This is a genomic window from Pseudomonas sp. S2_E01 (genome assembly GCF_054668365.1).
This window is the reverse complement of record NZ_CP162762.1, coordinates 4142098-4165815: the sequence shown is the minus strand read 5'-3', so window position 1 is coordinate 4165815 and position 23718 is coordinate 4142098. Positions and strand designations below refer to the sequence as shown.

16 protein-coding genes and 1 pseudogene are annotated in these 23718 nt (G+C 60.8%); 9 read left to right on the top strand and 8 right to left on the bottom strand.

The window, feature by feature from the left end; genetic code table 11:
• Positions 1 to 227: 227 nt before the first annotated feature.
• From AB4O36_RS19295 to AB4O36_RS19285, 3 genes are read left to right on the top strand one after another with little or no spacing between them, the layout of a single operon-like run.
• Positions 228 to 1403: an L-rhamnonate dehydratase gene (locus AB4O36_RS19295; RefSeq protein ID WP_431756532.1), complete on the top strand. Its 1176-nt coding sequence runs from the start codon at positions 228 to 230 to the stop codon at positions 1401 to 1403.
• A 52-nt stretch (positions 1404 to 1455) separates the two neighbouring features.
• Positions 1456 to 2451 (top strand): AraD1 family protein, encoded by a 996-nt coding sequence (araD1, locus tag AB4O36_RS19290; protein ID WP_460117258.1) that lies wholly within the window; start codon positions 1456 to 1458, stop codon positions 2449 to 2451.
• 23 nt (positions 2452 to 2474) lie between these two features.
• On the top strand, positions 2475 to 4055 hold the full coding sequence (locus AB4O36_RS19285; RefSeq protein ID WP_460117257.1) for an aldehyde dehydrogenase (NADP(+)): 1581 nt from the start codon (positions 2475 to 2477) through the stop codon (positions 4053 to 4055).
• 129 nt (positions 4056 to 4184) lie between these two features.
• On the opposite strand, the gene AB4O36_RS19280 is transcribed toward AB4O36_RS19285, so the two are convergent.
• Both AB4O36_RS19280 and AB4O36_RS19275 read right to left on the bottom strand, forming a co-directional pair.
• Positions 4185 to 5072: a DMT family transporter gene (locus AB4O36_RS19280; protein ID WP_460117256.1), complete on the bottom strand. Its 888-nt coding sequence runs from the start codon at positions 5070 to 5072 to the stop codon at positions 4185 to 4187.
• 72 nt (positions 5073 to 5144) lie between these two features.
• Positions 5145 to 6770 carry a methyl-accepting chemotaxis protein gene (locus AB4O36_RS19275; RefSeq protein WP_460117255.1) on the bottom strand — a complete coding sequence of 542 codons (1626 nt, stop codon included), beginning with the start codon at positions 6768 to 6770 and terminating at the stop codon, positions 5145 to 5147.
• Between the two features lie 412 nt (positions 6771 to 7182).
• On the opposite strand from AB4O36_RS19275, the gene aceK reads away from it, so the two are divergent.
• The 3 genes from aceK (at position 7183) to AB4O36_RS19260 (ending at position 14336) form a co-directional block, all read left to right on the top strand.
• A complete protein-coding gene (aceK, locus tag AB4O36_RS19270; RefSeq protein WP_460140031.1) occupies positions 7183 to 8901 on the top strand; it encodes a bifunctional isocitrate dehydrogenase kinase/phosphatase in 1719 nt (572 codons plus the stop codon).
• 83 nt (positions 8902 to 8984) lie between these two features.
• Positions 8985 to 12881 carry an ATP-dependent RNA helicase HrpA gene (gene hrpA, locus AB4O36_RS19265; RefSeq protein ID WP_460140030.1) on the top strand — a complete coding sequence of 1299 codons (3897 nt, stop codon included), beginning with the start codon at positions 8985 to 8987 and terminating at the stop codon, positions 12879 to 12881.
• A 333-nt stretch (positions 12882 to 13214) separates the two neighbouring features.
• Positions 13215 to 14336 (top strand): beta-ketoacyl-ACP synthase III, encoded by a 1122-nt coding sequence (locus AB4O36_RS19260; RefSeq protein WP_460117252.1) that lies wholly within the window; start codon positions 13215 to 13217, stop codon positions 14334 to 14336.
• 122 nt (positions 14337 to 14458) lie between these two features.
• Here AB4O36_RS19260 and AB4O36_RS19255 read toward each other — a convergent pair whose 3' ends face one another.
• Positions 14459 to 15775: a putative porin gene (locus AB4O36_RS19255; protein ID WP_460140029.1), complete on the bottom strand. Its 1317-nt coding sequence runs from the start codon at positions 15773 to 15775 to the stop codon at positions 14459 to 14461.
• A 283-nt stretch (positions 15776 to 16058) separates the two neighbouring features.
• On the opposite strand from AB4O36_RS19255, the gene AB4O36_RS19250 reads away from it, so the two are divergent.
• Positions 16059 to 17183, top strand: coding sequence for a GNAT family N-acetyltransferase (locus AB4O36_RS19250; RefSeq protein ID WP_460140028.1), 1125 nt, complete (start codon positions 16059 to 16061; stop codon positions 17181 to 17183).
• Positions 17184 to 17197: 14 nt separating this feature from the next.
• Here the strand turns inward: AB4O36_RS19250 and aqpZ are convergent, their stop codons facing one another.
• From aqpZ to AB4O36_RS19225, 5 genes and pseudogenes are all read right to left on the bottom strand, one after another.
• The gene (gene aqpZ / locus AB4O36_RS19245) at positions 17198 to 17893 is read right to left on the bottom strand and encodes an aquaporin Z (protein WP_460117249.1); all 696 of its coding nucleotides are present in this window, start codon (positions 17891 to 17893) and stop codon (positions 17198 to 17200) included.
• Positions 17894 to 18195: 302 nt separating this feature from the next.
• Positions 18196 to 20028 carry an ABC transporter ATP-binding protein gene (locus AB4O36_RS19240; RefSeq protein ID WP_460140027.1) on the bottom strand — a complete coding sequence of 611 codons (1833 nt, stop codon included), beginning with the start codon at positions 20026 to 20028 and terminating at the stop codon, positions 18196 to 18198.
• 148 nt (positions 20029 to 20176) lie between these two features.
• Entirely contained in the window at positions 20177 to 20734 is a 558-nt protein-coding gene (locus AB4O36_RS19235; RefSeq protein ID WP_368557584.1) for a peptidylprolyl isomerase, read from the bottom strand.
• A gap of 3 nt (positions 20735 to 20737) precedes the next feature.
• Positions 20738 to 21543: pseudogene (locus tag AB4O36_RS19230) on the bottom strand (alpha/beta fold hydrolase).
• A gap of 14 nt (positions 21544 to 21557) precedes the next feature.
• Positions 21558 to 22481, bottom strand: coding sequence for a LysR family transcriptional regulator (locus tag AB4O36_RS19225; RefSeq protein WP_460117247.1), 924 nt, complete (start codon positions 22479 to 22481; stop codon positions 21558 to 21560).
• Positions 22482 to 22531: 50 nt separating this feature from the next.
• On the opposite strand from AB4O36_RS19225, the gene AB4O36_RS19220 reads away from it, so the two are divergent.
• On the top strand, positions 22532 to 22846 hold the full coding sequence (locus tag AB4O36_RS19220) for a 3-phosphoglycerate kinase (RefSeq protein ID WP_460117246.1): 315 nt from the start codon (positions 22532 to 22534) through the stop codon (positions 22844 to 22846).
• A gap of 162 nt (positions 22847 to 23008) precedes the next feature.
• A complete protein-coding gene (locus AB4O36_RS19215; RefSeq protein WP_460117245.1) occupies positions 23009 to 23608 on the top strand; it encodes an FMN-dependent NADH-azoreductase in 600 nt (199 codons plus the stop codon).
• The last annotated feature ends 110 nt before the right edge of the window (positions 23609 to 23718 follow it).

Below are 23718 nucleotides of genomic sequence, written 5' to 3'. Positions count from 1 at the left end.
AGCAGGCTCGCTCCCATAGTTTTTTATCCTGGCACCTGATAACCCGATCCACGCAATAACCGCTGGTACCTATTTCCCCAGGTTATCGATGGATGCGCATAAGTGATTATCCGCGCTCCCCGGCGGCTGGCTAAAGTCGCTCCATCGAATGCCTGGAAGCCGCCACACGAGCGGTTTCGTGCACGCGACTCAACAATTACAAGAAGCGCCAGCAAGGAACTGAATTCATGAAAATCAAAGCGATCCGTACCCGCGTATTCGAGTGGAAAGGCAAAGTCGTTCCTCCTCAGGCGCACTTCTGCACCAATGCCAGCGACATCCTGTTCGAGCGTGGCGACGCCATGGGCTCGTTCCGGTTCCACGGTTGGCTGGTGGTGGAAGTCGAGACTGACACCGGTCTCGTCGGGATCGGCAACTGCGCCCTGGCGCCGCGTGTGGCCAAGGAAATCATCGACACCTATCTGGCTCCCATCGCTATCGGCGAAGACCCCTTCGACAATGAGTACATCTGGCAGAAAATGTACCGCCAGAGCCACGCCTGGGGGCGCAAGGGTATCGGAATGGCGGCGATCTCGGCGATCGACATCGCGATCTGGGACATCATGGGCAAGGCCGTCAACAAGCCGGTATTCAAGCTGCTGGGCGGACGTACCAAGGAAAAGATCTGGACTTACGCCTCCAAACTCTACGCCAACGACAACCTCGACCTGTTCCTCGAAGAGGCCCAGGGCTATCTGAACCAGGGTTTCACCGCGTTGAAAATGCGCTTCGGCTATGGCCCGAAAGACGGTCCGGCGGGCATGCGCAAGAACATCGAACAAGTGCGCGCCCTGCGTGAACTGGCAGGTCCCGATGTGGACATCATGCTTGAGTGCTACATGGGCTGGACCCTGGAGTACGCCCGCCGCATGCTGCCCAAACTCGCCGAATTCGAACCGCGCTGGTTGGAAGAACCGGTGATCGCCGATGACATCGAAGGTTATATCGAGCTGAAGAAGATGGGCATCATGCCGATCTCCGGCGGCGAGCACGAGTTCACCTCCTACGGCTTCAAGGACCTGCTGGAACGTCGCGCCGTCGACGTGATCCAGTACGACACCAACCGCGTCGGTGGCATTACCGCCGCGCGCAAGATCAACGCCATGGCCGAAGCATGGTCCGTGCCGGTGATCCCGCACGCCGGGCAGATGCACAACTACCACCTGACCATGTCCACCACCGCCTCGCCGATGGCCGAGTTCTTCCCGGTGTTCGACGTCGAGGTTGGCAACGAACTCTTCTACTACGTGTTCAAGGGCGAGCCGCAGCCGGTCAACGGCTACATCCAGCTCGACGACAACAAGCCGGGCCTGGGCCTGGAAATCTCCGATGAGTACCTGAGCGACTTCAACATCATCGAGTGACCTTCAGGCGTCGCTCACGGGCGGCGCCGTCCCTGACCCAGAGGAGAAAGACATGCGCCTGATTCAATTCGAAAACACCCAGGGAGCGCGCCAGGTCGGCGTGGTCGAAGGTTCCCGGGTGCTGGTGTTGAACGACACCCGCAGCACCCGTGAACTGGCACTCGCGGCCATCCGCGGCCAACGCAGCCTGCAGGAGGAAGTGGCCCAACGTGGTACCCAACCGGGCCCCGACTACGCCCAGTTGTTGCAGCAGGGCAAGGTCCTGCCGCCGCTGGACCACGAAGACCCGGCCCACTGCCTGATCAGTGGCACCGGCCTGACCCACCTGGGCAGCGCTTCAGCGCGGGACAAGATGCACCAGCATGACGGCGCGGTGGAAGCGGGTATGACCGACACGATGCGCATCTTCAAATGGGGCCTGGAGGGTGGCAAGCCGGCAGACGGGCAGATCGGTGCGCAACCCGAATGGTTCTACAAGGGTGACGGCAGCATCGTCGTGCGCCCCGGCGCGGACTTTCCGGTGCCGCCGTTTGCCGAGGACGCCGGTGAAGAGCCCGAGCTGACGGGTCTCTATGTGATTGGCGATGACGGCCTGCCATACCGCGTCGGTTTCGCGCTGGGCAACGAGTTCTCCGATCACGTCATGGAGCGCCGCAACTACCTGTATCTCGCACATTCGAAACTGCGCAGTTGCTCCTACGGTCCCGAGTTGCGCGTCGGCGAATTGCCTCGGCATCTGGCCGGCACCAGCCGCATTGTGCGCAATGGCGAAACCCTGTGGGAAAAGGAGTTTCTCAGTGGTGAAGACAACATGTGCCACAGCCTCGCCAACCTCGAATTCCATCACTTCAAGTACGCGCAGTTCCTGCGTCCCGGCGATGTTCACGTGCACTATTTCGGCACCGCCACGCTGTCGTTTGCCGACGGGGTCAAAACCCAGCCGGGTGACTATTTCCAGATCAGCCTCGACGAGTTTGGCGCGCCACTGGTCAACGGTATCGGTGAATCTGCCCAGCCTCTGCCGATCGGGCAGGTGCGCACGCTTTAAGTCGGCTGACCAAGGAAATCTTCATGACCTCAATACTCGGACACAACTACATCGGCGGGCGTCGCAGCGCCAACGGCAACGTGCAGTTGCAGAGCCTCGACGCCACCACCGGTGAGCCGCTGCCCGCCCGATTCTTCCAGGCCAGCGAGGCGGAGGTGGATGCCGCCGCCAAAGCGGCTGCGGCGGCCTATCCGACCTATCGCAACCTGAGTGCGCAAAAGCGCGCGACGTTCCTCGACGCTATCGCCGATGAAATCGATGCGCTGGGTGATGAGTTCGTCGCCACCGTGTGCCGCGAAACCGCGCTGCCCGCTGGGCGCATCCAGGGCGAGCGTGGCCGTACCAGCGGTCAGTTGCGCCTGTTCGCCAAGGTGCTGCGTCGCGGTGATTTTTATGGGGCGCGGATCGACCGTGCCTTGCCGGATCGCCAACCTTTACCGCGCCCAGACCTGCGTCAGTACCGCATCGCCCTGGGGCCAGTGGCGGTGTTTGGCGCGAGCAACTTTCCGCTGGCCTTTTCCACGGCTGGGGGTGACACCGCTTCAGCCTTGGCCGCCGGTTGCCCGGTGGTGTTCAAGGCCCACAGCGGGCATATGGCGACCGCAGAGTGGGTCGCCGACGCGATCACCCGCGCCGCCGAACGCACCCGTATGCCCGCCGGCGTGTTCAACATGATCTTCGGTGCGGGGGTCGGTGAGTGGCTGGTCAAACACCCGTCTATCCAGGCTGTGGGTTTTACCGGGTCGCTCAAGGGTGGCAATGCGCTGAGCCACATGGCCGCGACTCGGCCGCAGCCGATCCCGGTGTTCGCCGAGATGTCGAGTATCAACCCGGTGTTCCTGTTGCCCGAGGCGCTGAAGGTGCGCGGCGAACAGATCGCCGCACAACTGGCAGGTTCGGTGACGTTGGGCTGCGGTCAATTCTGTACCAATCCGGGGTTGGTCATTGGCCTGCGCTCGCCGCAGTTCAGCGATTTCCTCGCAGCGTTTTGCGCGCAGATGAATGAGCAACCGGCGCAGACCATGCTCAATGCCGGCGCGCTGGCCAGCTACAACCGTGGTGTGGGCGAACTGCACGAACATCCGGGGCTGACACACCTGGCAGGCCAACCGCAGCAGGGCAATCAGGCGCATCCACAGGTGTTCAAGGCCGATGTCAGCCTGTTGCTCAAGGGCGACGAGCTGCTTCAGGAAGAAGTGTTCGGGCCGACCACCATCGTCATCGAAGTCGAGGATCAGGCACAGCTCGCGGCGGCATTGCATGGCTTGCGCGGGCAACTGACGGCGACGCTGATTGGCGAGGCCGATGAGTTGCTGGAGCACCGCTGGCTGGCCGAAGTGTTGCAGGAAAAGGTCGGGCGGATCCTGTTCAATGGGTATCCGACCGGGGTCGAAGTCTGTGATGCGATGGTGCATGGCGGCCCGTATCCCGCGACCTCCGATGCCCGAGGGACATCGGTGGGGACACTGGCAATCGATCGTTTCCTGCGCCCGGTGTGCTTCCAGAATTACCCGGATGCGATGTTGCCCGAGGCGTTGCAGGACAGTAATCCGCTGGGGATACGGCGGTTGGTGGATGGGGAGATGACTGATCAGGCCTTGTAGCGTCTGAGCGGGCTTCATCGCGGGCAAGCCCGCTCCCACAGGGTTTGGTGTTGAACACAGATTTTCTGTACACACCGAACCTTGTGGGAGCGGGCTTGCCCGCGAAGGCGTCAGCAGCTTCAACAAAAATCACCTGGCGGGAGCAGGCTTCAACACCAACCACAACGCCGCCGCAATCAACACCCCGCCATACACATGCGCCATCGACAGCGGCTCATCGAGAAACATCGCCCCCCACAACACACCGAACGGCGGTATCGCGAAGGTCACGGTGGACGATTTCACCGGGCCGATCGAGCTGAGCAAGCGGAAGTAAATGATGTAGGCAAACGCCGTGCACACCAGTCCCAGTCCGAGCAGCGACAGCCAGACATTCCAACCGCCCCAGCTTGCGGGTGGCTGGCTGAGTGCGCTGTAGCCGAACAGTGGTAGCAGGAACAAGGTTGCCCCGAGCATGCTACCCAATGCAGACAGACGACTGTCGAGCCCACCGGCCTGATCGAGCCAGCGCCGCGCGAGGAACCCGGCGAAGCCGTAGCAGGTGGTCGCGAGCAGGCAGGCGATGGCGCCCATCAGCAGCGGCAAGTCGAACGCCACCGGGCCGGCGCGGGTCAGCACGCCCACACCGAACAGGCCGAGGAAGACCCCACCCAGTTTGGCGGCGCTGAGTCGCTCACTGAAAAACAGCCCGCCGATCAACACCCCCATCAATGGCGTGGTGGCGTTGAAAATCGCCGAGTAACCGGCGGGCAGCACCTGAGCAGCCACCGAATACAGCGTCGCCGGAATGCCGGAGTTGATCACCCCGAGCAGCATCACGGTTTTCAGCTTGCCCTTGAAGTCCCAGCGCACGCGCAACAGGCCGAGGATCACCAACAAGCCGACCGCGGCAATCGACACACGGAAAAAAGCCGTGGGGATCGTGCCGATCACCGGGGCGATGATGCGCATGAACAGAAAGCTTGCACCCCAGATGGCCGCCAGCAACAGCAGACGTACAAGATCGACAGGGCTCACGGTGCACTCCTTCCATTGATGGGGGCGAGAGTGTTGCCGAGAGCCCTGTCGATGGCAACCGAAAAACCGGCATCAAATTACAAAGCGCGTCACCAGGCCGTTGAGGTCGATGGCCAGGCGCGAGAGCTCCTGGCTGGCAGCCGAAGTCTGGGTGGCGCCGGCGGCGGTCTGGGTCGACAGGTCGCGGATGGTCACCAGGTTCTGGTCGACTTCCCGGGCCACCAGTGCCTGTTGTTCGGCGGCGCTGGCGATGACCAGATTGCGTTCGTTGATCTGCGAAATCGACGCGGTGATTTTCTCCAGTGCATTGCCCGCGCTGTTGGCCCTACGCAAGGTTTGGTTTGCATGCTCGGCGCTGCTTTGCAAGGCACCGACCGTGGCCCCGGTGCCTTGCTGGATGTTGGTGATCATCTGCTCGATTTCTTCCGTGGAGTTCTGCGTACGTTGCGCCAGGGAACGCACCTCGTCGGCGACCACGGCAAACCCACGTCCTGCTTCCCCTGCCCGTGCCGCTTCGATGGCCGCATTGAGGGCCAGCAGGTTGGTCTGTCCGGCAATGCCGCGAATCACTTCCAGCACCTTGCTGATGTCCTGCGCCTGTACCGCCAGCCCCTGTGCCTGTTCCGAGGCGCCCAGCACTTCGCTGACCAGTCCCTGGATGGCGGTGATGGTTTCGCTCACCTGTACGTGCCCGTGCTTGCTGTCCTCGTTCGACGCCTGGGACGCCTGGGCACTGGACACGGCGTTGGCGGCCACTTCGTCCACGGCGGTGCTCATTTCGGTAACGGCGGTGGCAGCCATTTCGATCTGGTCGTTCTGCTGTTGCAGGCCACGGGTGCTTTCCTCCATCACCGAGCTCATTTCCTCAGCGGCGGATGCCAGTTGCCTGGCCGAATCGCTGATGCCGCGAATGGTCAAGCGCAAGCTGTCCTGCATGTCGGACAGGGCCGAAAGCAGCAACGCGGCTTCGTCCTTGCCGTCGCTGACGATCTGGCCGCTGAGGTCGCCGTCCGCAATTCGGCGTGCGGCACTCAGTGCATGGTTGATCGGCGTGGTGATGCTGCGAGTCAGTGCCCAGGCCAGTAGCAGGGTGGCGAGCAGGGCGATGACGATGATCGAACCAACGATCCATTGGGCGCGCTCGTACAAGGATTGCGCGGCATCGGCGGCGGCATCGGCACCCTGCTGATTGAAACTGATTATCGACTCGAGCGTTTTATCCACCAGACTGCCTTGCGCGCTCAGCTCTGCATTCAGGTGTTCGAACGTCTGGCTCTCGTGGCCGGCGTCCAGTCTGGCGACGATTTGATCGACGAGCGACAGGTACTTGGCCACGCCTTGCTTCAGGTTGTCGAGCATGACGCGTTCCTGATCGCTTGAGAGCAGGGCGGCCTGTTCATCAAAGCGCTTGAGCAAGGCCTGGCGCTTGTCATTGATGATGCTTTTGCTTTTTAGCTTCACTTCATTGAAGGCGGTGGTCCTCATCCGCAATGACTCCAGGCGGATGGCGGAAATGTCGGCCGCGCTGTCGTGGACGCTTTCGCTGCTTGGCATCCAGGTTTCTTCAATCACCCTGGCGCTTTCGCGCAGGGTGGCCATCTGACCAATCCCGAACAGTCCGACCAATACCAGAAGGGTGGCCAGAACGGCAAAACTCAAACTCGCACGCAAACCGATGCGCAGGTTCCTTAACGACATAAGGTGCTCCTTGGGCTGATAAAAAGAGGATGTCCTCGTAGCCCGAGGATCTTGTTTTAGGCAGGTAACGGCGGCGTATATATCAAAGTGCCATCATTTTGGTAAGGCCAATCAGGGCAGGTGTCGAGACCTCCTACGCGGGTGAGCGAAACCTGCAAAGGTGTGCATCCATGAAGACGGGAGCGTTGGATTGGATCCGAAAGCCACGTCGCTCGCGGCTTGCAGATGAATCGATTCATCTTGTGGAAATGACGCGCGGGTCATTTTTCTGACCAAACGGTCGAGTTAAATAAATCCGAAAAACATCGGCAAGCGGATTGATGGCGTGGCAGTCATCGCAAAAATTACGCTTCTCCTGCACCGGGTTCACTGGCTAAGCTCAGGTCTTCCGAATTCCCGTAGAGGTCTCATCATGGTGCAGCAATGGCCCGCCGCCGATATCGCCCGAACCGTCCTCGATGGGTTCGACGATTACCGCGAGCATTTTCGCCAGATAACCGACGGCGCCAGGGCGCGGTTCGAGCAGGCGCAGTGGCAGGCGACCCAGGAGGCTTCGGCGGCGCGGATCAACCTTTACGAGGAAAAGGTCGCCGAGACGGTCAAGCGTTTGCGCACCGCCTTCGACAGCGAAACCCTGGATGTGAGCTGCTGGCCGCTGGTCAAGAACGCCTACATCAGCCTGATCGACCTGCGCTTCGACGATGAGCTTTCGGAGACCTGGTACAACTCGATCTTCTGCGGACTCTTCAGCCATGACCTGATCAGCGACGGTTGCATGTTCATCCACACCACCCGGCCGAGCCTGCGCCGGGCCCGCGCGGCGCAAACCCGAATCTACAAACCCCAGGGGAATCTGTCAGAAATGCTCGCGAGCATTTTTGCCGACTACCGTTTCAGCGAGAATTACGCCGACCTGCCGGGGGACCTGCGCCGTCTCGAAGCGCAATTGCGCGAAAACCTGCCGGATTGGGTGTGCAAGGACCCTGACCTGAGCGTCGAGCTGTTTTCCTCGGTGCTGTACCGCAACAAGGGCGCGTACCTGGTAGGGCGCATCTTCACCGCCGATGAGCAGTGGCCGCTGGCGATTCCGCTGCTGCACCTGGAAGGGCGTGGCATCCAGGTCGATGCGCTGATCACCGACGAAGCCGATGTGTCGATCATCTTCTCTTTCACCCGTTCGTATTTCATGGTCGACGTGCCGGTGCCGGCGGAGTTCATCGGTTTTCTCAAGCGTATCCTGCCGGGCAAGCACATTGCCGAGCTGTACACCTCGATCGGTTTCTACAAGCACGGCAAGTCGGAATTTTACCGGGCACTGATCAATCACCTGGCCAATACCGACGACCAGTTCATCATGGCCCCCGGCGTGCGTGGCATGGTGATGAGCGTGTTCACCCTGCCGGGTTTCAACACCGTGTTCAAAATCATCAAGGACCGGTTCTCTCCCTCGAAAAACGTCGACCGCGCCACGGTGATCGAGAAGTACCGTCTGGTGAAAAGCGTCGACCGCGTCGGGCGCATGGCCGACACCCAGGAGTTCGCCGACTTCCGTTTCCCGCTGAGCAAGTTCGAACCGGCGTGCCTGGAAGAATTGCTGGAAGTGGCGCCGTCGACGGTGTCGGTGGAAGGTGACACCGTGCTGATCCGCCACTGCTGGACCGAGCGGCGCATGACCCCGCTGAACCTGTACCTGGATAACGCCAACGAAGCACAGGTGCGCGAAGCGCTGGAAGACTACGGCCTGGCCATCAAGCAACTGGCGGCGGCCAACATCTTCCCCGGTGACATGCTGCTGAAGAACTTTGGCGTCACCCGCCATGGCCGCGTGGTGTTTTATGACTACGACGAGATCTGTTTCCTGACCGAAGCCAACTTCCGCCACATCCCGGCGCCGCGCACCCCCGAGGACGAGATGGCCTCGGAACCCTGGTATTCGATCGGGCCGCTGGATGTATTCCCGGAAGAGTTTCCACCGTTCCTGTTCGCCGATTCAGGGCAACGCAAGCTGTTCGATCAATTGCATGGCGAGTTGTACAACGCCGATTACTGGAAGGGCTTGCAGGAGGCGATTCGGGCGGGGAAGGTGATTGATGTGTTTCCGTATCGTAGACAAGCAGCGGCAAGCGATTAGCTGCAAGCTGCAAGCCGTTTGAAGCTTGCAGCTGCATCTCTGTTACCCTTGCAGCTTTTAGCTTATCGCTTGCGGCTGCATTAATGACCATCGACAAACTGCTGAAAAACCTCGATCACGCCATGCTCGCCGACCGTCACCGGCTGCGGCGGCAGTTGCTTGAGCTGCGCAAGAAACCCGATGAGGCCAAGCTGGCTCAGTGGGTGACACGCCTGCAGGCGTCCTGTGATCAGGTGCTGGCGCGCAAGGCCAGCCTGCCGGTGATTCGTTACGACGACAGCCTGCCGATTGCCGCCAAGCGCGATGAGATCAAGAAGGCCCTGGAACAACACCAGGTGCTGATCATCGCCGGCGAAACCGGCTCGGGCAAAACCACCCAGTTGCCGAAGATCTGCCTGGAAATCGGGCGCGGGCAACACGGGCTGATTGGCCACACCCAGCCGCGCCGGATCGCTGCGCGCAGCGTCGCCAGCCGGGTTGCCGAGGAACTGGGTACGCCGTTGGGCGCGCTGGTCGGTTATCAGGTGCGTTTCGAAGACCAGAGCGACGCCAATACGCTGATCAAGCTGATGACCGACGGCATCCTGCTGGCGGAAACCCAGAACGATCGCTATCTGGAACGCTACGACACGATCATCGTCGACGAAGCCCACGAACGCAGCCTCAACATCGATTTCCTGCTGGGCTACCTCAAGACCCTGCTGCCGCGTCGCCCGGACCTGAAAGTCATCATCACCTCGGCCACCATCGACCTGGAGCGCTTCTCCAAGCACTTCGACGATGCACCCATTGTCGAAGTCTCGGGCCGTACGTTTCCGGTGGACACCTGGTACCGCCCGCTGACCCTGGAACAGGACGAAGAGGGCAATCGCGTTGAGGACGACCTCACTGTGGATCAGGCGATCCTCGCCACCCTCGACGAAATTGCCGCGTATGAGCGCAGCGAGCGCCGCAGCCCTGGCGACGTGCTGGTGTTCCTGCCCGGCGAGCGGGAGATTCGCGACGCCGCCGACATGCTGCGCAAGGCCCAGCTCAAGCACACCGAAATCCTGCCGTTGTACGCACGGCTGTCGCCAGCGGAGCAGCAGCGGATATTCCAGTCGCACCCAGGTCGTCGCGTGGTGCTGGCAACCAACGTCGCGGAAACCTCCCTGACGGTGCCGGGCATTCGCTACGTGATCGACAGCGGCACCGCGCGCATCAGCCGCTACAGTTACCGCGCCAAGGTTCAGCGCCTGCCCATCGAGGCGATTTCCCAGGCCAGCGCCAACCAGCGTAAAGGGCGGTGCGGGCGGGTCGAGCCAGGGATCTGCGTGCGCCTCTACAGCGAAGAAGATTTTCTGGGTCGCCCGGAATTCACCGACCCGGAAATCCTGCGCACCAACCTCGCGGCGGTGATCCTGCAGATGCTGCATCTGCGCCTCGGTGAAATCACGGCATTCCCGTTTATCGAACCGCCGGATGGCAAGGCCATCAGTGACGGTTTCAACTTGCTGCAAGAACTCTCGGCAGTGGACCGCAACAGTCAGTTGACGCCGCTGGGTCGCCAGTTGGCGCGCCTGCCGGTGGACCCGCGCATGGGGCGCATGCTGCTGGAAGCGGCGAAGCTGGGAAGTTTGCAGGAAGTGCTGATCGTCGCCAGCGCCATGTCGATCCAGGACCCGCGCGAGCGTCCGCCAGAACGTCAACAAGCGGCGGACCAGGCTCACGCGCAATGGAAGGATCCCGATTCGGACTTCGCCGCGCTGGTCAATCTTTGGCGTGGATTCGAAGAGCAGCGCCAGGCATTGACGGCCAGCCCGCTGCGCAACTGGTGCCGCAAGAATTTTCTCAACTACTTGCGCCTGCGCGAGTGGCGCGACTCCCACCGTCAGTTGAGCCTCATTTGCCGCGACCTGCAATTGAGCCTTAACAAAGAACCGGCGGATTACCCGAAATTGCACAAGGCGGTATTGGTCGGCCTGCTCAGCCAGATCGGCCAGAAAACCGAGGACGGCGATTACCTCGGCGCCCGTCAGCGACGTTTCTGGATTCACCCCTCGTCGGGCATCGGCAAGAAGCGCCCGCAATGGCTGATGACCGCCGAACTGGTGGAGACCACCAAGCTCTACGCGCGCATGGTGGCCAAGATCGACGCCGACTGGATCGAGCCGCTCGCCGGGCACCTGATCAAGAAAAACCACTTCGAACCGCATTGGGAGAAGAAGCGCGGCCAGGTCGTAGCCTACGAGCAGATCACGCTGTTCGGGCTGATCGTGGTCGGTCGTCGGCCGGTGCATTTCGGCCCGGTCGACCCGGTGGTGTCCCGCGAGTTGTTCATCCGCGAAGGCCTGGTGCGCGGCGAAATCCAGTCCAAGGCCAAGTGCCTGGCGGCGAATGCGCGCCTGCTCGAACAGCTCGACGAACTGGAAGCCAAGGCCCGTCGGCGTGACATCCTCGCCGACGAGGAAACCCTGTACGCTTTCTACGATGCGCGGCTGCCGGCGGAGATCCACCAGACCGCGACCTTTGACAGTTGGTACCGGGTCAACAGCCAGAAAGACCCACAGCTGTTGATCATGCGCGAAGAGGATGTGCTGGCCCGCGAAGCCAGTGAAGTCACCGCGATGCAATACCCCGACACCCTGCACATCGGTGATCTGGAACTGGCGCTCAGTTACCACTTCGAACCCAATCACCCACGCGATGGCGTGACCTTGCGCGTGCCGGCGCCGCTGTTGCCGATGCTGCCGCCGGAACGCCTGGAATGGCTCGTGCCAGGGTTGATCGAAGCCAAGTGCATTGCCCTGGTGCGTAACCTGCCCAAGGCCTTGCGCAAGAACTTCGTACCGGTGCCGGACTTCGTCAAGGCGGCGTTGCAGCGCATGACCTTTGCCGAGGGCTCGCTGCCCCAGTCGCTGGGGCGCGAGCTGCTGCGCATGACCGGCGCACGGGTCAGCGATGAAGCCTGGGCGGAAGCGGCGCAGCAGGTCGAAAGTCATCTGCGCATGAACCTGGAAATTGTCGATGGCCAGGGCAAGTTCCTCGGCGAAGGACGGGATCTGGCGGAACTGACGGCGCGTTTTGCCGAAGCCAGCCAGGCCGCTCTGGCGGTGCCACAGACCGCGAAAAGCCAGCAGCCGGTGGAGGCGAAAGTGTTCGCTGCGGTGGCGGAAAAAACCCAGCAGAAGATCGCCGGACTGTCGATGACGGTCTATCCGGCGTTGGTGGAAGAGGGCGGTACGGTCAAGGAAGGGCGTTTCTCGACGCCGGCCGAAGCCGAGTTCCAACACCGCCGCGCCTTGCAGCGTTTGCTGATGCAGCAACTGGCGGAACCGGCGAAGTTCCTGCGCGGCAAGTTGCCGGGGCTGACCGAGCTGGGCCTGCTGTACCGCGACATGGGGCGTGTCGATGCACTGGTCGAAGACATCCTGCTGGCCAGCCTCGACAGTTGCATCCTCGACGGCGAAGACCCGTTGCCCCGGGACGGTGCGGGATTGGCGGCGCTGGCCGAACGCAAGCGTGGCGCCTGGACCGAGCATGCCGAGCGCGTGGCCAGGTTGACCCTGGACATTCTCAAGCTCTGGCACGGCCTGCAAAAGCGCTTCAAGGGCAAGATCGACCTGGCGCAAGCCGTGGCCCTGAACGACATCAAGCAGCAGCTCAGCCAACTGGTGTACCCGGGCTTTGTCCGCGAAACACCGATGCAGTGGCTCAAGGAGCTGCCGCGTTACCTCAAGGCCATCGAGCAGCGCTTCGAGAAGCTGGGCGCCCAGGTGCAGAAAGATCGAGTCTGGAGTGGTGAACTCTCGGCCCTGTGGAGCCAGTACCAGACCCGTGCCGCCAAACACGCCCAGGAAGGCAAGCGTGATCCGCAGCTTGAGTTGTATCGCTGGTGGCTGGAGGAATACCGGGTGTCGTTGTTCGCCCAGCAGTTGGGGACCAAGGTGCCGATCTCCGATAAGCGCCTGAACAAACAGTGGACGCAAGTCGAAGCGTAACCGCCGCCCTCTGTAGGAGCGAGCTTGCTCGCGATGGACGTCAACGATGACACGGGAAGCCTGACACCCCGCGGTGTTCTCACGCCCATCGCGAGCAAGCTCGCTCCTACAGGGCTGGTGTTTGGCGGGTTACCGGCAAAACACGCCAAAACCTGCCATTTATGGCAAACTTCGCGACCATAAACGCCGGTTTCGTGACCCAGTGCCTTCGCACGGGTCGGATGTCGGAATAAAGCGATGCCAGGTTTGCGTCCCCTGGAGGGGAATAGACCCTTTATGTATTGGTACGTCGGTGCCAATGCTTTCTGCCTGAATCAATTTCGAGAAACGACCATGCATAACGTCGTCATCAGCGGCACCGGCCTGTATACCCCGGCCAACAGCATTTCCAACGAAGAGCTGGTGCAGTCTTTCAATGCTTACGTCGCGCAATTCAACGCGGACAACGCAGACGCCATCGCCCGCGGCGAAATCCAGGCGTTGACCGAATCCAGCGCCGCCTTCATCGAAAAAGCCTCCGGGATCAAAAGCCGCTTTGTCATGGACAAGGAAGGCATCCTCGACCCGCAACGCATGACGCCCCGTCTGCCGGAACGCTCGAATGACGAGTGGTCGGTGCTGTGCCAGATGGCGATCGGTGCTGCCGAGCAAGCCTTGCAACGCGCCGGCAAGACTGCTGCCGACATTGACGGCGTGATCGTCGCCTGCTCCAACCTGCAACGGGCCTATCCGGCCATCGCCATCGAAGTTCAGGAAGCGCTGGGCATCGAAGGTTTCGGTTTCGACATGAACGTGGCCTGTTCCTCGGCCACTTTTGGTATCCAGGCCGCTGCCAACAGCATCCAGTTGGGCCAGGCCCGGGCGATCCTGATGGTCAACCCGGAAGTGTGCACCGGTCACCTGAACTTCCGTGACCGCGACAGCCACTTCATCTTCGGCGACGCCGCCACCGCAGTGATCATCGAACGGGCTGACCTGGCTACGTCCCCGTATCAGTTCGACATCGTCAGCACCAAGCTGCTGACCAAGTTCTCCAACAATATTCGCAACAACTTCGGCTTCCTTAACCGCGCCGCCGAAGAGGGCATCGGCACCCGGGACAAACTGTTCGTGCAGGAAGGTCGCAAGGTGTTCAAGGAAGTCTGCCCGATGGTGGCCGAGCTGATTGGCCAGCACCTTGCCGAGAACCAGCTCAATGTCGCGGATGTGAAGCGCTTCTGGCTGCACCAGGCCAACCTGAGCATGAACCACCTGATCGTCAAGAAGCTGCTGGGCCGCGACGCCACCGAACAGGAAGCTCCGGTGATCCTCGACACCTATGCCAACACCAGTTCCGCAGGTTCGGTGATTTCGTTCCACAAAAACCAGGACGACCTGGCCTCCGGCTCGCTGGCAGTGCTCAGCTCATTTGGTGCCGGTTATTCGATTGGTAGTGTGATTTTGCGCAAGCTGTGATCGTTTGGGCCAAACGCAAAAAACCTGGCGCTGCTGTATCGGACGGATGATGGGGACCGATACGGCAACGCCAGGTTGTAAGATGCGCCTCGGGCTTCCTTGCCCGAGTCGTGGAGCGGGTATCAGAACTTCGCTTCAGCATCCAGTTGCAGGGTGTTGATCTTCGAGTCCCGCAGCGTGGCGTTGGTGTAGTCCGAATCAGCCATGAAGTACGTCGCGCCCAGGGCAAAGTTCTTGTCCAGGTCGTAGCTCACTTTCAGCTTGCTGCCGCGCGAACCGGTGAAACCGTTGGCGAAGTCCGAGTCGGTGAAAGCACCCACCACGGCGTTACGCTGTACGTCGCGGTAGTTGTAGTCGATACCGAAGCCGTAGACCTTGGTCTTGGCGCCGACCAGCCAGCCCATGTCCTGATCGTTGCTGGCGTCTTTGTTGTTGACCACCTGGCCGTACAGCGACAGTGGCATTGGCAGACCGCCGATGTCCAGTTGGCCGAAGCCTTCGTACAACTTGAACTGTTCGTTCGCGGTGTTGCCGTTGATGGCCAGGCGGCAGCTGTTGGCAGTACAGGTGTTGCTGATGTCGTTGTCGTTGTCGTAGGCGTAGATACTGCCGCCCAGGGTCATTTTCAGGTTGTCGGTGATCGCAAAGCGTGCACCCAACTGGCCGGCGTACAGGCGCAGGTCGTGACGGAACTGTTTGCCGTCGCCGTCGACGTTGTCCTTTAGGGTGTAGTGACCGGCGCTGCCGAACAGCTCGGTGCTGCCGCCCAGCGGGTATTTGTAGGAAGCCGACAGGCCTTCCGGGCTGATGTCGCTATCCCAGATGATGTCGCCCATGCTCACCCATTGCTGCGGCATCTTGCCCGCTACGAGGTGCAGGTTCTTGATGGCGTCCGGGTGGTAGTCGACGTAACCCTGATCCAGCCAGATGTCTTTCTTGGTGAAGTTGTTGTCCAGGCTCTGGTTGGTCGAGCGTGGATCGTTGTCGCTACCGGTGGCGATACGGATACCGGTATCGACTTGCGGGTTGATCTCGGTGTAGGCACCCAGGCGTACACGGATACGCTGACGGTCCTGGTCACCGGAGTTGGAAACGCCGTCGTTCTTCACGGTTTCCTGACGGAAACGTACGTCACCCTTGAACTGGGTCTTGGCTGCCCACGCCAGTTTCTGGTCGAAGGAGCTCAGCTCGTTGGTTTTCTTTGCGGTCGCGGCGATCTGCTCGTTGGTCTCTTGCTGAGCCTGGCGAGCGATCTGCTGTTCTTTCTGATCACGGGCCAGTTCGGCTTGCAATTCGCTGTACTGGGCATTGGTAATCGAACCGTTAGCCTTGAGCATGTCCAGCAGTTTGGCGTCGACTGCGGCGCTGGCCGGTACACTCATGGCCAACAGCAGGCCGCCACACAGGGCTGCCGCAGTTTTCGTGGAAGCAAGACGCATATCAATCTCCGAAGGGTGAGAGAGGATGATCGGGTCATCCAGGGCACAACCGACCGTTGAAGGACGGAAAACAGTGACCGGGTTAGAACCCGGCGCTCTAAAAACTGGCGCCAGTATCGCGATGGTTTATGACAAAGCAGTGGCAATGTGATGGCGTCTCGATGACGTTTTGTGGGCTTTTTGAACTTTGCTTCAGCGCCTTTGTCGCTCGATCGCGAGGTGTGGAATGAGTGCCGATAAGCGATACTTGCGAGGCTCTGGCCCGCGAAGTGGAGAGGATTTGATGCCGTTGAAACGTCTGCAAAAACTGTCTGAAATAGCCCCGCCTACCTGGGACGCTCTGGTGCCGGAGAGTCAGCCGTTTCTGCGCCATGCCTTTCTCAGCTCACTGGAGGACAGTGGCAGTGTCGGTCCTCATTCGGGATGGCAGCCCGAGCATTTGCTGCACATGGACGGTGAGCGGCTGATTGCCGCATTGCCCAGTTATCGCAAGTGGCATTCCTACGGCGAGTACGTGTTCGATCACGCCTGGGCGGACGCTTGCGAGCGGGCCGGCATCGACTATTACCCGAAGTTGTTGACCGCTGTGCCCTTCAGCCCGGTCAGCGGTCCGCGCCTGCTGGCGGGGTCGGTCGAAGACGGTTTTGAGTTGCTCAAGAGCCTGCCCGGTTACCTGGAAATCGAAGGGCTTGGCAGTGCGCACATCAATTTCACCGACCCGTTCACCGACGCCGCACTGGCCGAGCAATCCGGGTGGTTGCAACGCATTGGCTGCCAGTACCACTGGCAGAATCGCGGTTATGGCGATTTCCAGGACTTCCTCGACGTGCTCAGTTCGCGTAAGCGCAAGCAGATGCGCAAGGAGCGCGAGCAAGTGGCAGGGCAGGGTTTCGACTTCGAGTGGCTGGAAGGTCGGGAGCTGGATGAGGCGCAGTGGGATTTCATCTATGCCTGCTACGCCAACACCTACGCGGTGCGTAGGCAAAGGCCTTATCTGACCCGGGAATTTTTCAGTCTGCTGGCCGAGCGCATGCCGGAGGCGATTCGCGTGGTGTTGGCCAAACAGGGCTCACGGCCGGTGGCCATGGCCTTCAGCCTGGTGGGGGGGGACAGTTTTTACGGACGTTATTGGGGCTGCCTGGCGGAGTTCGACCGCCTGCATTTCGAGACCTGCTTCTATCAAGGCATGGACTACGCGATCGCAAACGGCTTTCAACGTTTTGACGCTGGAGCCCAGGGTGAACACAAGTTGATCCGCGGCTTCGAGCCGGTGATCACCCATTCCTGGCATTACCTTCGTCATCCGGGCCTGAAAGCCGCGGTCAAGGATTTCCTGCAACAGGAGCGCCTTGGCGTATTGGCCTATGCCGAGGAGGCGAGGTCTGCCTTGCCCTATCGACAAGGCTGATCCTCGCCCGGGGTTCAGGAATCTTCTTTACCCAGCCATCGATACGTCACGCCACCCATGACCGCGCCGAGCAGCGGCGCCACCCAGAACATCCACAACTGCGCGATGGCCCAGCCGCCGACAATCAATGCCGGGCCGGTGCTGCGGGCCGGGTTGACGGAAGTGTTGGTGACGGGAATCGAGATCAGGTGGATCAGTGTCAGGGCCAGGCCAATGGCAATCGGTGCCAGCCCGGCCGGTGCGCGTTTGTCGGTGGCGCCGAGGATGATCAGCACGAACATCGCCGTCATCACCAACTCGCAGACAAACCCTGCGGCCATCGAGTACTTGCCGGGGGAATGTTCGCCGTACCCATTGGAAGCGAGGCCGGCAGAGAGGTCGAAACCTTCCTTGCCGCTGGCAATGTAGTAGATCAAGCCGGCAGCGATGATCGCACCGATGACTTGGGCAATGATGTAGGCCGGCAATTCCCGTGCGGGAAACCGGCCACCCACGGTGAGGCCCACCGACACGGCGGGGTTCAGGTGGCAGCCGGAAATGTGGCCGATCGCGAAGGCCATGGTCAGCACTGTGAGGCCAAACGCCAGGGCTACGCCCAGCACCCCGATGCCCAGCGGAGAAGACGCGGCCAACACCGCACTGCCGCAACCCCCCAACACCAGCCAGAACGTACCTAACAACTCAGTGACTGAACGTTTGAACAGAGACATGAGCGTGTCCTTGATAGCGTGCTATCGAGACTGTATCGAGTAATGCATCCTGCAGACTTACGACAGGTTCATCTCCAGAACCTGTGGTGAGTACAGCACGATTTATGCGGATTTCCAGCGGCCATAAAAAAACCGCCAGGCCCCGCGGTTGGCGGGCTGTGGCGGTTTATTTGGTCGGGCGAGGAGCCCTGTAGGAGCGGGCTTGCCCGCGATTACGGTGTATCAGTCAACGATTCTGTTCAATGACCCACCGCAATCGCGGGCAAGCCCGCTCCTACAGTGGATTGCGGTGTCCTACGAGATCAGTCAATCCCCACAAACCCACCCGTCTGGTGCTGCCACAACCGCGCATACAACCCGCCATGGGCCAGCAGTTCGGCATGGGTGCCGGTTTCGGCAATGCGGCCTTTCTCCAGTACCACCAGGCGGTCCATGCGGGCGATGGTCGAGAGGCGGTGGGCGATGGCGATCACGGTCTTGCCTTGCATCAGGGTTTCCAGGCTTTCCTGGATCGCGGCTTCGACCTCCGAATCCAGCGCCGATGTGGCTTCGTCCATGATCAGGATTGGCGCATCCTTGAGCAGCACCCGGGCGATGGCGATCCGTTGGCGCTGGCCTCCGGAAAGCTTGACCCCCCGTTCACCGACATGGGCATCGAAGCCTGTTCGGCCTTCGGCGTCTGAAAGCAACGGGATGAACTCGTCCGCGCGGGCCTTGTGCACCGCTTCCCACAACTGCGCATCGGTGGCATCGGGCTTGCCATAAAGCAGGTTGTCGCGGATCGAGCGGTGCAGCAGCGAGGTGTCCTGGGTGATCATGCCGATACGCGCGCGCAGGCTTTCCTGATCGACCTCGGCGATGTTCTGGCCATCGATCAGGATGCGCCCGCCCTCTACGTCGTAGAGACGCAGCAGCAGGTTGACCAGCGTGGACTTACCCGCACCGGACGGGCCGATCAGGCCGATTTTCTCACCGGCCTTGATCGTCAGGTTGAGGCCGCCAATGACCCCTTTCTGTTTACCGTAGTGGAAGTCCACCTGCTCGAAGCGCACTTCGCCGCGCGGCACGACCAGCGGCTTGGCGTCGTCGCGGTCGGTTACGGCGATCGGTTGCGAGATACTCTGCAAACCGTCCTGGACCATGCCGATGTTTTCGAAGATGCCGGTGACCACCCACATGATCCAGCCGGACATGTTGACGATGCGGATTACCAGGCCGGTAGCCAGGGCGATCGCGCCGACGGTGATCAGTGACTGCGTCCATAACCACAGGGCGAGGCCGGTGGTGGTAACGATCAGCAGGCCGTTGAGACTGGTGACGACCAGGTCCATGCTGGTGACCACACGCCCGGCGAGCTGTGCCTTGACCGTCTGTTCGTCAATGGCTTCCCGGGCGTATTGCTGTTCGTAGTTGGTGTGGGCGAACAGCTTCAGCGTGGTGATGTTGGTGTAGCCGTCGACGATGCGGCCCATGAGTTGGGAGCGTGCGTCCGAGGATACCACCGAGCGTTCCTTGACCCGTGGCACGAAGTAGTAGAGCGCGCCGATGTAGGCGGCGATCCAGCACAGCAGCGGGATCATCAGGCGCCAGTCGGCCTCGGCGAATAGCACCAGCGAACTGATCGCATAGATCAGCACGTGCCACAGGGCATCGACTGCCTGCACGGCGGAATCGCGCAGGGAGTTGCCCGTTTGCATGATGCGTTGGGCGATGCGTCCGGCGAAGTCGTTCTGGAAGAAATTCAGGCTCTGCTTGAGCACGTAGCTGTGGTTCTGCCAGCGGATCAGGCTGGTCATGCTCGGGCTCAGGGTCTGGTGCACGAGCAGGTCATGCAGGCCGACGAACACCGGGCGCAGGATCAGCGCCACGACCGCCATCCAGGCCAGTTCAAGGCCATGATCCTTGAAAAAATTGACGTTGGGCGTGCCCTGGGCCAGGTCGATGATGCGGCTCAGGTAGCTGAACAGCGCCACTTCAATCAAGGCGCCGAACAGGCCCACGGTCAACAGGACCGCGAAGCTTGGCCAGACTTGTTTGAGGTAGTGGACGTAGAAGGGGAAGACACGGTCCGGCGGAGTGGCCGTCGGGGCGTCACGGAAGACATCGATGAGCTTTTCAAAACGGCGATAAAGCATTGGTTCTCCGCCCGGTAAAGGGCTTTTCCCGGAACTTCTGTAGGAGCGAGCACCTCGCGATGGTGGTCAACGATTACGCTGGCTGTCTGGATGCCTGCGGTGTCTGGGCTACCATCGCGAGCATGCTCGCTCCTACAGTAAAGGGGGCTTAATCGATGCGCTTGGCCGACTTGATGTACACCGGGTCAGCCGGCACATCCTTCATGCCGCCGCGCACGGTGGTAGGGGAATTGACGATGATGTCGACCACATCCATGCCCTTCACAACCTTGCCAAACACGGCGTAGCCATCACCCTGGTCCAGGAAGTCGTTGTCCTTGACGTTGATGAAGAACTGGCTGGTGGCCGAATTCGGGTTCGAAGTACGTGCCATGGACAGCGTGCCACGCACGTTGTGCAGGCCGTTTTTCGATTCGTTCTGGATCGGTGCCTTGGTTTCTTTCTGCTGCATCTGTTGAGTGAAACCACCGCCCTGGACCATGAAGCCCGGAATCACACGGTGGAAAATCGTGTTGTTGTAGAAGCCGCTGTCGACGTACTCAAGGAAGTTTTTGGTACTGATCGGCGCCTTGACCGGGTCCAGTTCGATTTCGATCTGGCCGTTGGTGGTTTCCAGCAACACGTGTGGCGCCTTGGCCGGTGTGGCGGCCATCAGGTTGGCGGCAAACAGAACGGAGCCGGCTACGAGGGCGATTTTTTTCAGCATGGGTCAGTGATCCTGATTGGGGTGGTATCGACTGCGGTGAGAAACTCGAGCAGGGTTTGGTTAAAGCGTTCCGGTTGATCCAGCGGTGTGGCGTGGCGCGAATCGGCGATCACCACCAACCGCGCATCGGGCAGCAGTTTGACGTAATTCTCTTTCAGCGCGACCGGTGTGTAGTCACGGTCGGCGCTGACGATGAGGGTTGGACAGGACACCTTTGACAGTCGTTCCTGAACACCCCAGCCAACGATGGCATCGAAGCTGGCGAGATAAGCATGTTTGTCATTTTTTGCCCAGCGCTCGGCCATCATTTGCCGCAATTGGGCTTGTTCCGGTTTTGGGAACAGCTTGGCGCCAAGGGCCTTGCCGATGGTGCCCAGGCTCAGCATACGCATCAGGCTCCAGCGTTTGAACCACTGCCAGTAATCGTCGCGGCTGCGCAGCTTGACCTCGGGTGCGCTGTTGACGATGCACAGGCTCTTGAGCAATGACGGGTGGTCCACCGCCAGTTGAAAACCGATCATGCCGCCCATGGACAGACCCACGTAGTGCACGGGCCCGAGGTCCAGATGCTCGATCAAGGCGACCAGGTCGGCGCTGAATCCGGCGATGCTGTAGCGCTCGCGGGGTTTGTCCGAACGTCCGTGACCGCGTACGTCTGGCACGATCACCCGATAACGGGCCGAGAGTGCCGGGATCTGTTTTTCCCAGTCCAGGGTACTGGAGCCCAGGCCGTGGACCAGCAGCAGTGGAGCGCCGTGGCCATATTCCTCATAGTGCAGGTGGCAACCTTCATGTTCGAAATAGGCCATCGGTTCACTCCGTGTCAGGCTTGTTCGGGGGCGGCGAAGGGCGCGTCCAGCGGCGCGGTGTCGAAATTGCGCAGCAGGTCGATGAGGATTTGCGTCGCCGGACCCAGCGGTTTGTCCTTGTTCGAATACAGGTAGAAGCTCGGGTTACGGCTGCCGCCCTGATCCAACGGTAGCAGCTTGAGCGAACCTTCCTTGAGTTCCCGTTCGATCATGTGCCGTGGTAACCAGGCGAAACCCAGGCCGCTGCTGACAAACGTCGCGGCAGTGGCCAGGCTGCCGACGGTCCAGCGCTGTTCGGCACCCAGCCAGCCGACGTCTCGCGGCTGTTGGCGACCGGAGTCGCGGATCACCACTTGCATCTGGCTTTCCAGGTCCTGGAAGCTCAATTCACGGTTCAAGCGATGCAGGGCGTGCTCGGGGTGGGCGACGGCGATGAATTCGACGTCACTCAGTTCCGCCCCCAGGTAACCCGGAATACTGAAACTGGTAATCGCCAGGTCAGCCACGCCTTCGAGCAGCACCTCCTCTACGCCCGACAGTACCTCTTCGCGCAGACGCACTCGACAGCCACGGCTTTGCGGCATAAAGGCAGTCAGGGCACGGACGAGGCGTGCGCTCGGGTAGGCGGCGTCCACCACCAGCCGTACTTCCGCTTCCCAGCCCTGTTCCATGTGGTGCGCCAGGTCTTCGAGCTGGCTGGCCTGTTTCACCAGTTGCCGGGAGCGGCGCAGCAGCACCCCGCCGGCTTCGGTGAGCACGGCCTTGCGCCCATCGATACGCAGCAGCGGCACGCCGAGCTGATCCTGCATACGGGCGACGGTGTAGCTGACAGACGATTGCGAGCGGTGCAGCGCTTCGGCGGCCTGGGCGAAACCGCCGTGGTCGACCACGGCCTGCAACGTTCGCCATTGATCAAGGGTCACGCGGGGCGCTTTCATGTTGAGCTCCTCTTGTCCTAAGCTGGCGGTCCCTTATTGGAGACTGCCGAATGAGAAAATTCTGTTTCGTGCTGCTGGCGATCTTGCCGTTGACGGCGTTTGCCTACCCGATCGACGTACAAAAACAACTGAACGGCATGAGCATCGACTACAACGCCAATGACACGGATACCGACATTGCCTCCATCCAGGTCAACAATTACGGCGACGTCGACGCCTCCTGCAAGGTGGTCTTCAACAATGGTCCGGAGGCGCCGCGTACCCGCAGCATCGAAGTGGCCGCCGGCAAGCACAAGACCGCTACCGCCAAGTTCAACCGGTCCATCATCAAGATGCGCATCAAGCTCACCTGCACCCCGAAATAACATCAGGTTCCGCTGGGGACCGATGGTCCCCATAGGGCATGGACAGCTTATAAACGAATTTATTGATGGGTTGTAGCAGATATTTGCGCTTTTTCATCGATATGACTCTGTTTAACCTTCACTCCATCGACTTACAGCATTCTCAGATGGAGGCTACATCCCATGTCCCGCGTTCTGATCATCGAAAGCAGCGCCCGCCAGCAAGACTCGGTATCCCGTCAGCTGACCCAGACTTTCATCAGCCAGTGGAAAGCCGCGCACCCGCAGGATGAGATCACCGTCCGCGACCTGGCCATCAACCCGGTGCCGCACCTGGACATCAACCTGCTGGGTGGTTGGATGAAATCGGCCGAGCAGCGCAACGAGATCGAACAAGCTTCCCTGGAACGCTCCAACGAGCTGACCGATGAAGTGCTGGCCGCCGACGTACTGGTGCTGGCCGCGCCGATGTATAACTTCGCGATCCCGAGCACTCTCAAGGCCTGGCTCGACCATGTGCTGCGTGCCGGCGTGACCTTCAAATACACCGAGACTGGCCCGCAAGGCCTGCTCAGCGGCAAGCGTGCCTATGTGTTGACGGCTCGCGGCGGGATCTACGCCGGTGGCCCGGCCGATCATCAGGAACCGTACCTGCGTCAGGTGATGGGCTTCATCGGCATCCATGACGTGACCTTCATCCACGCCGAAGGCATGAATCTGGGGGGCGACTTCCAGGAGAAAGGCTTGAACCAGGCCAACGCCAAGCTGGCCCAGGTGGCCTGAGCCGTTAATCGCCAGATAATCACCGGATGGTCTAGTGACCTGGCGAATCCCCCTTCAAGGTTTCACGCGCATCGAACCTCCCTTTGCACTTTTTGCTCCTGAGTGCTACC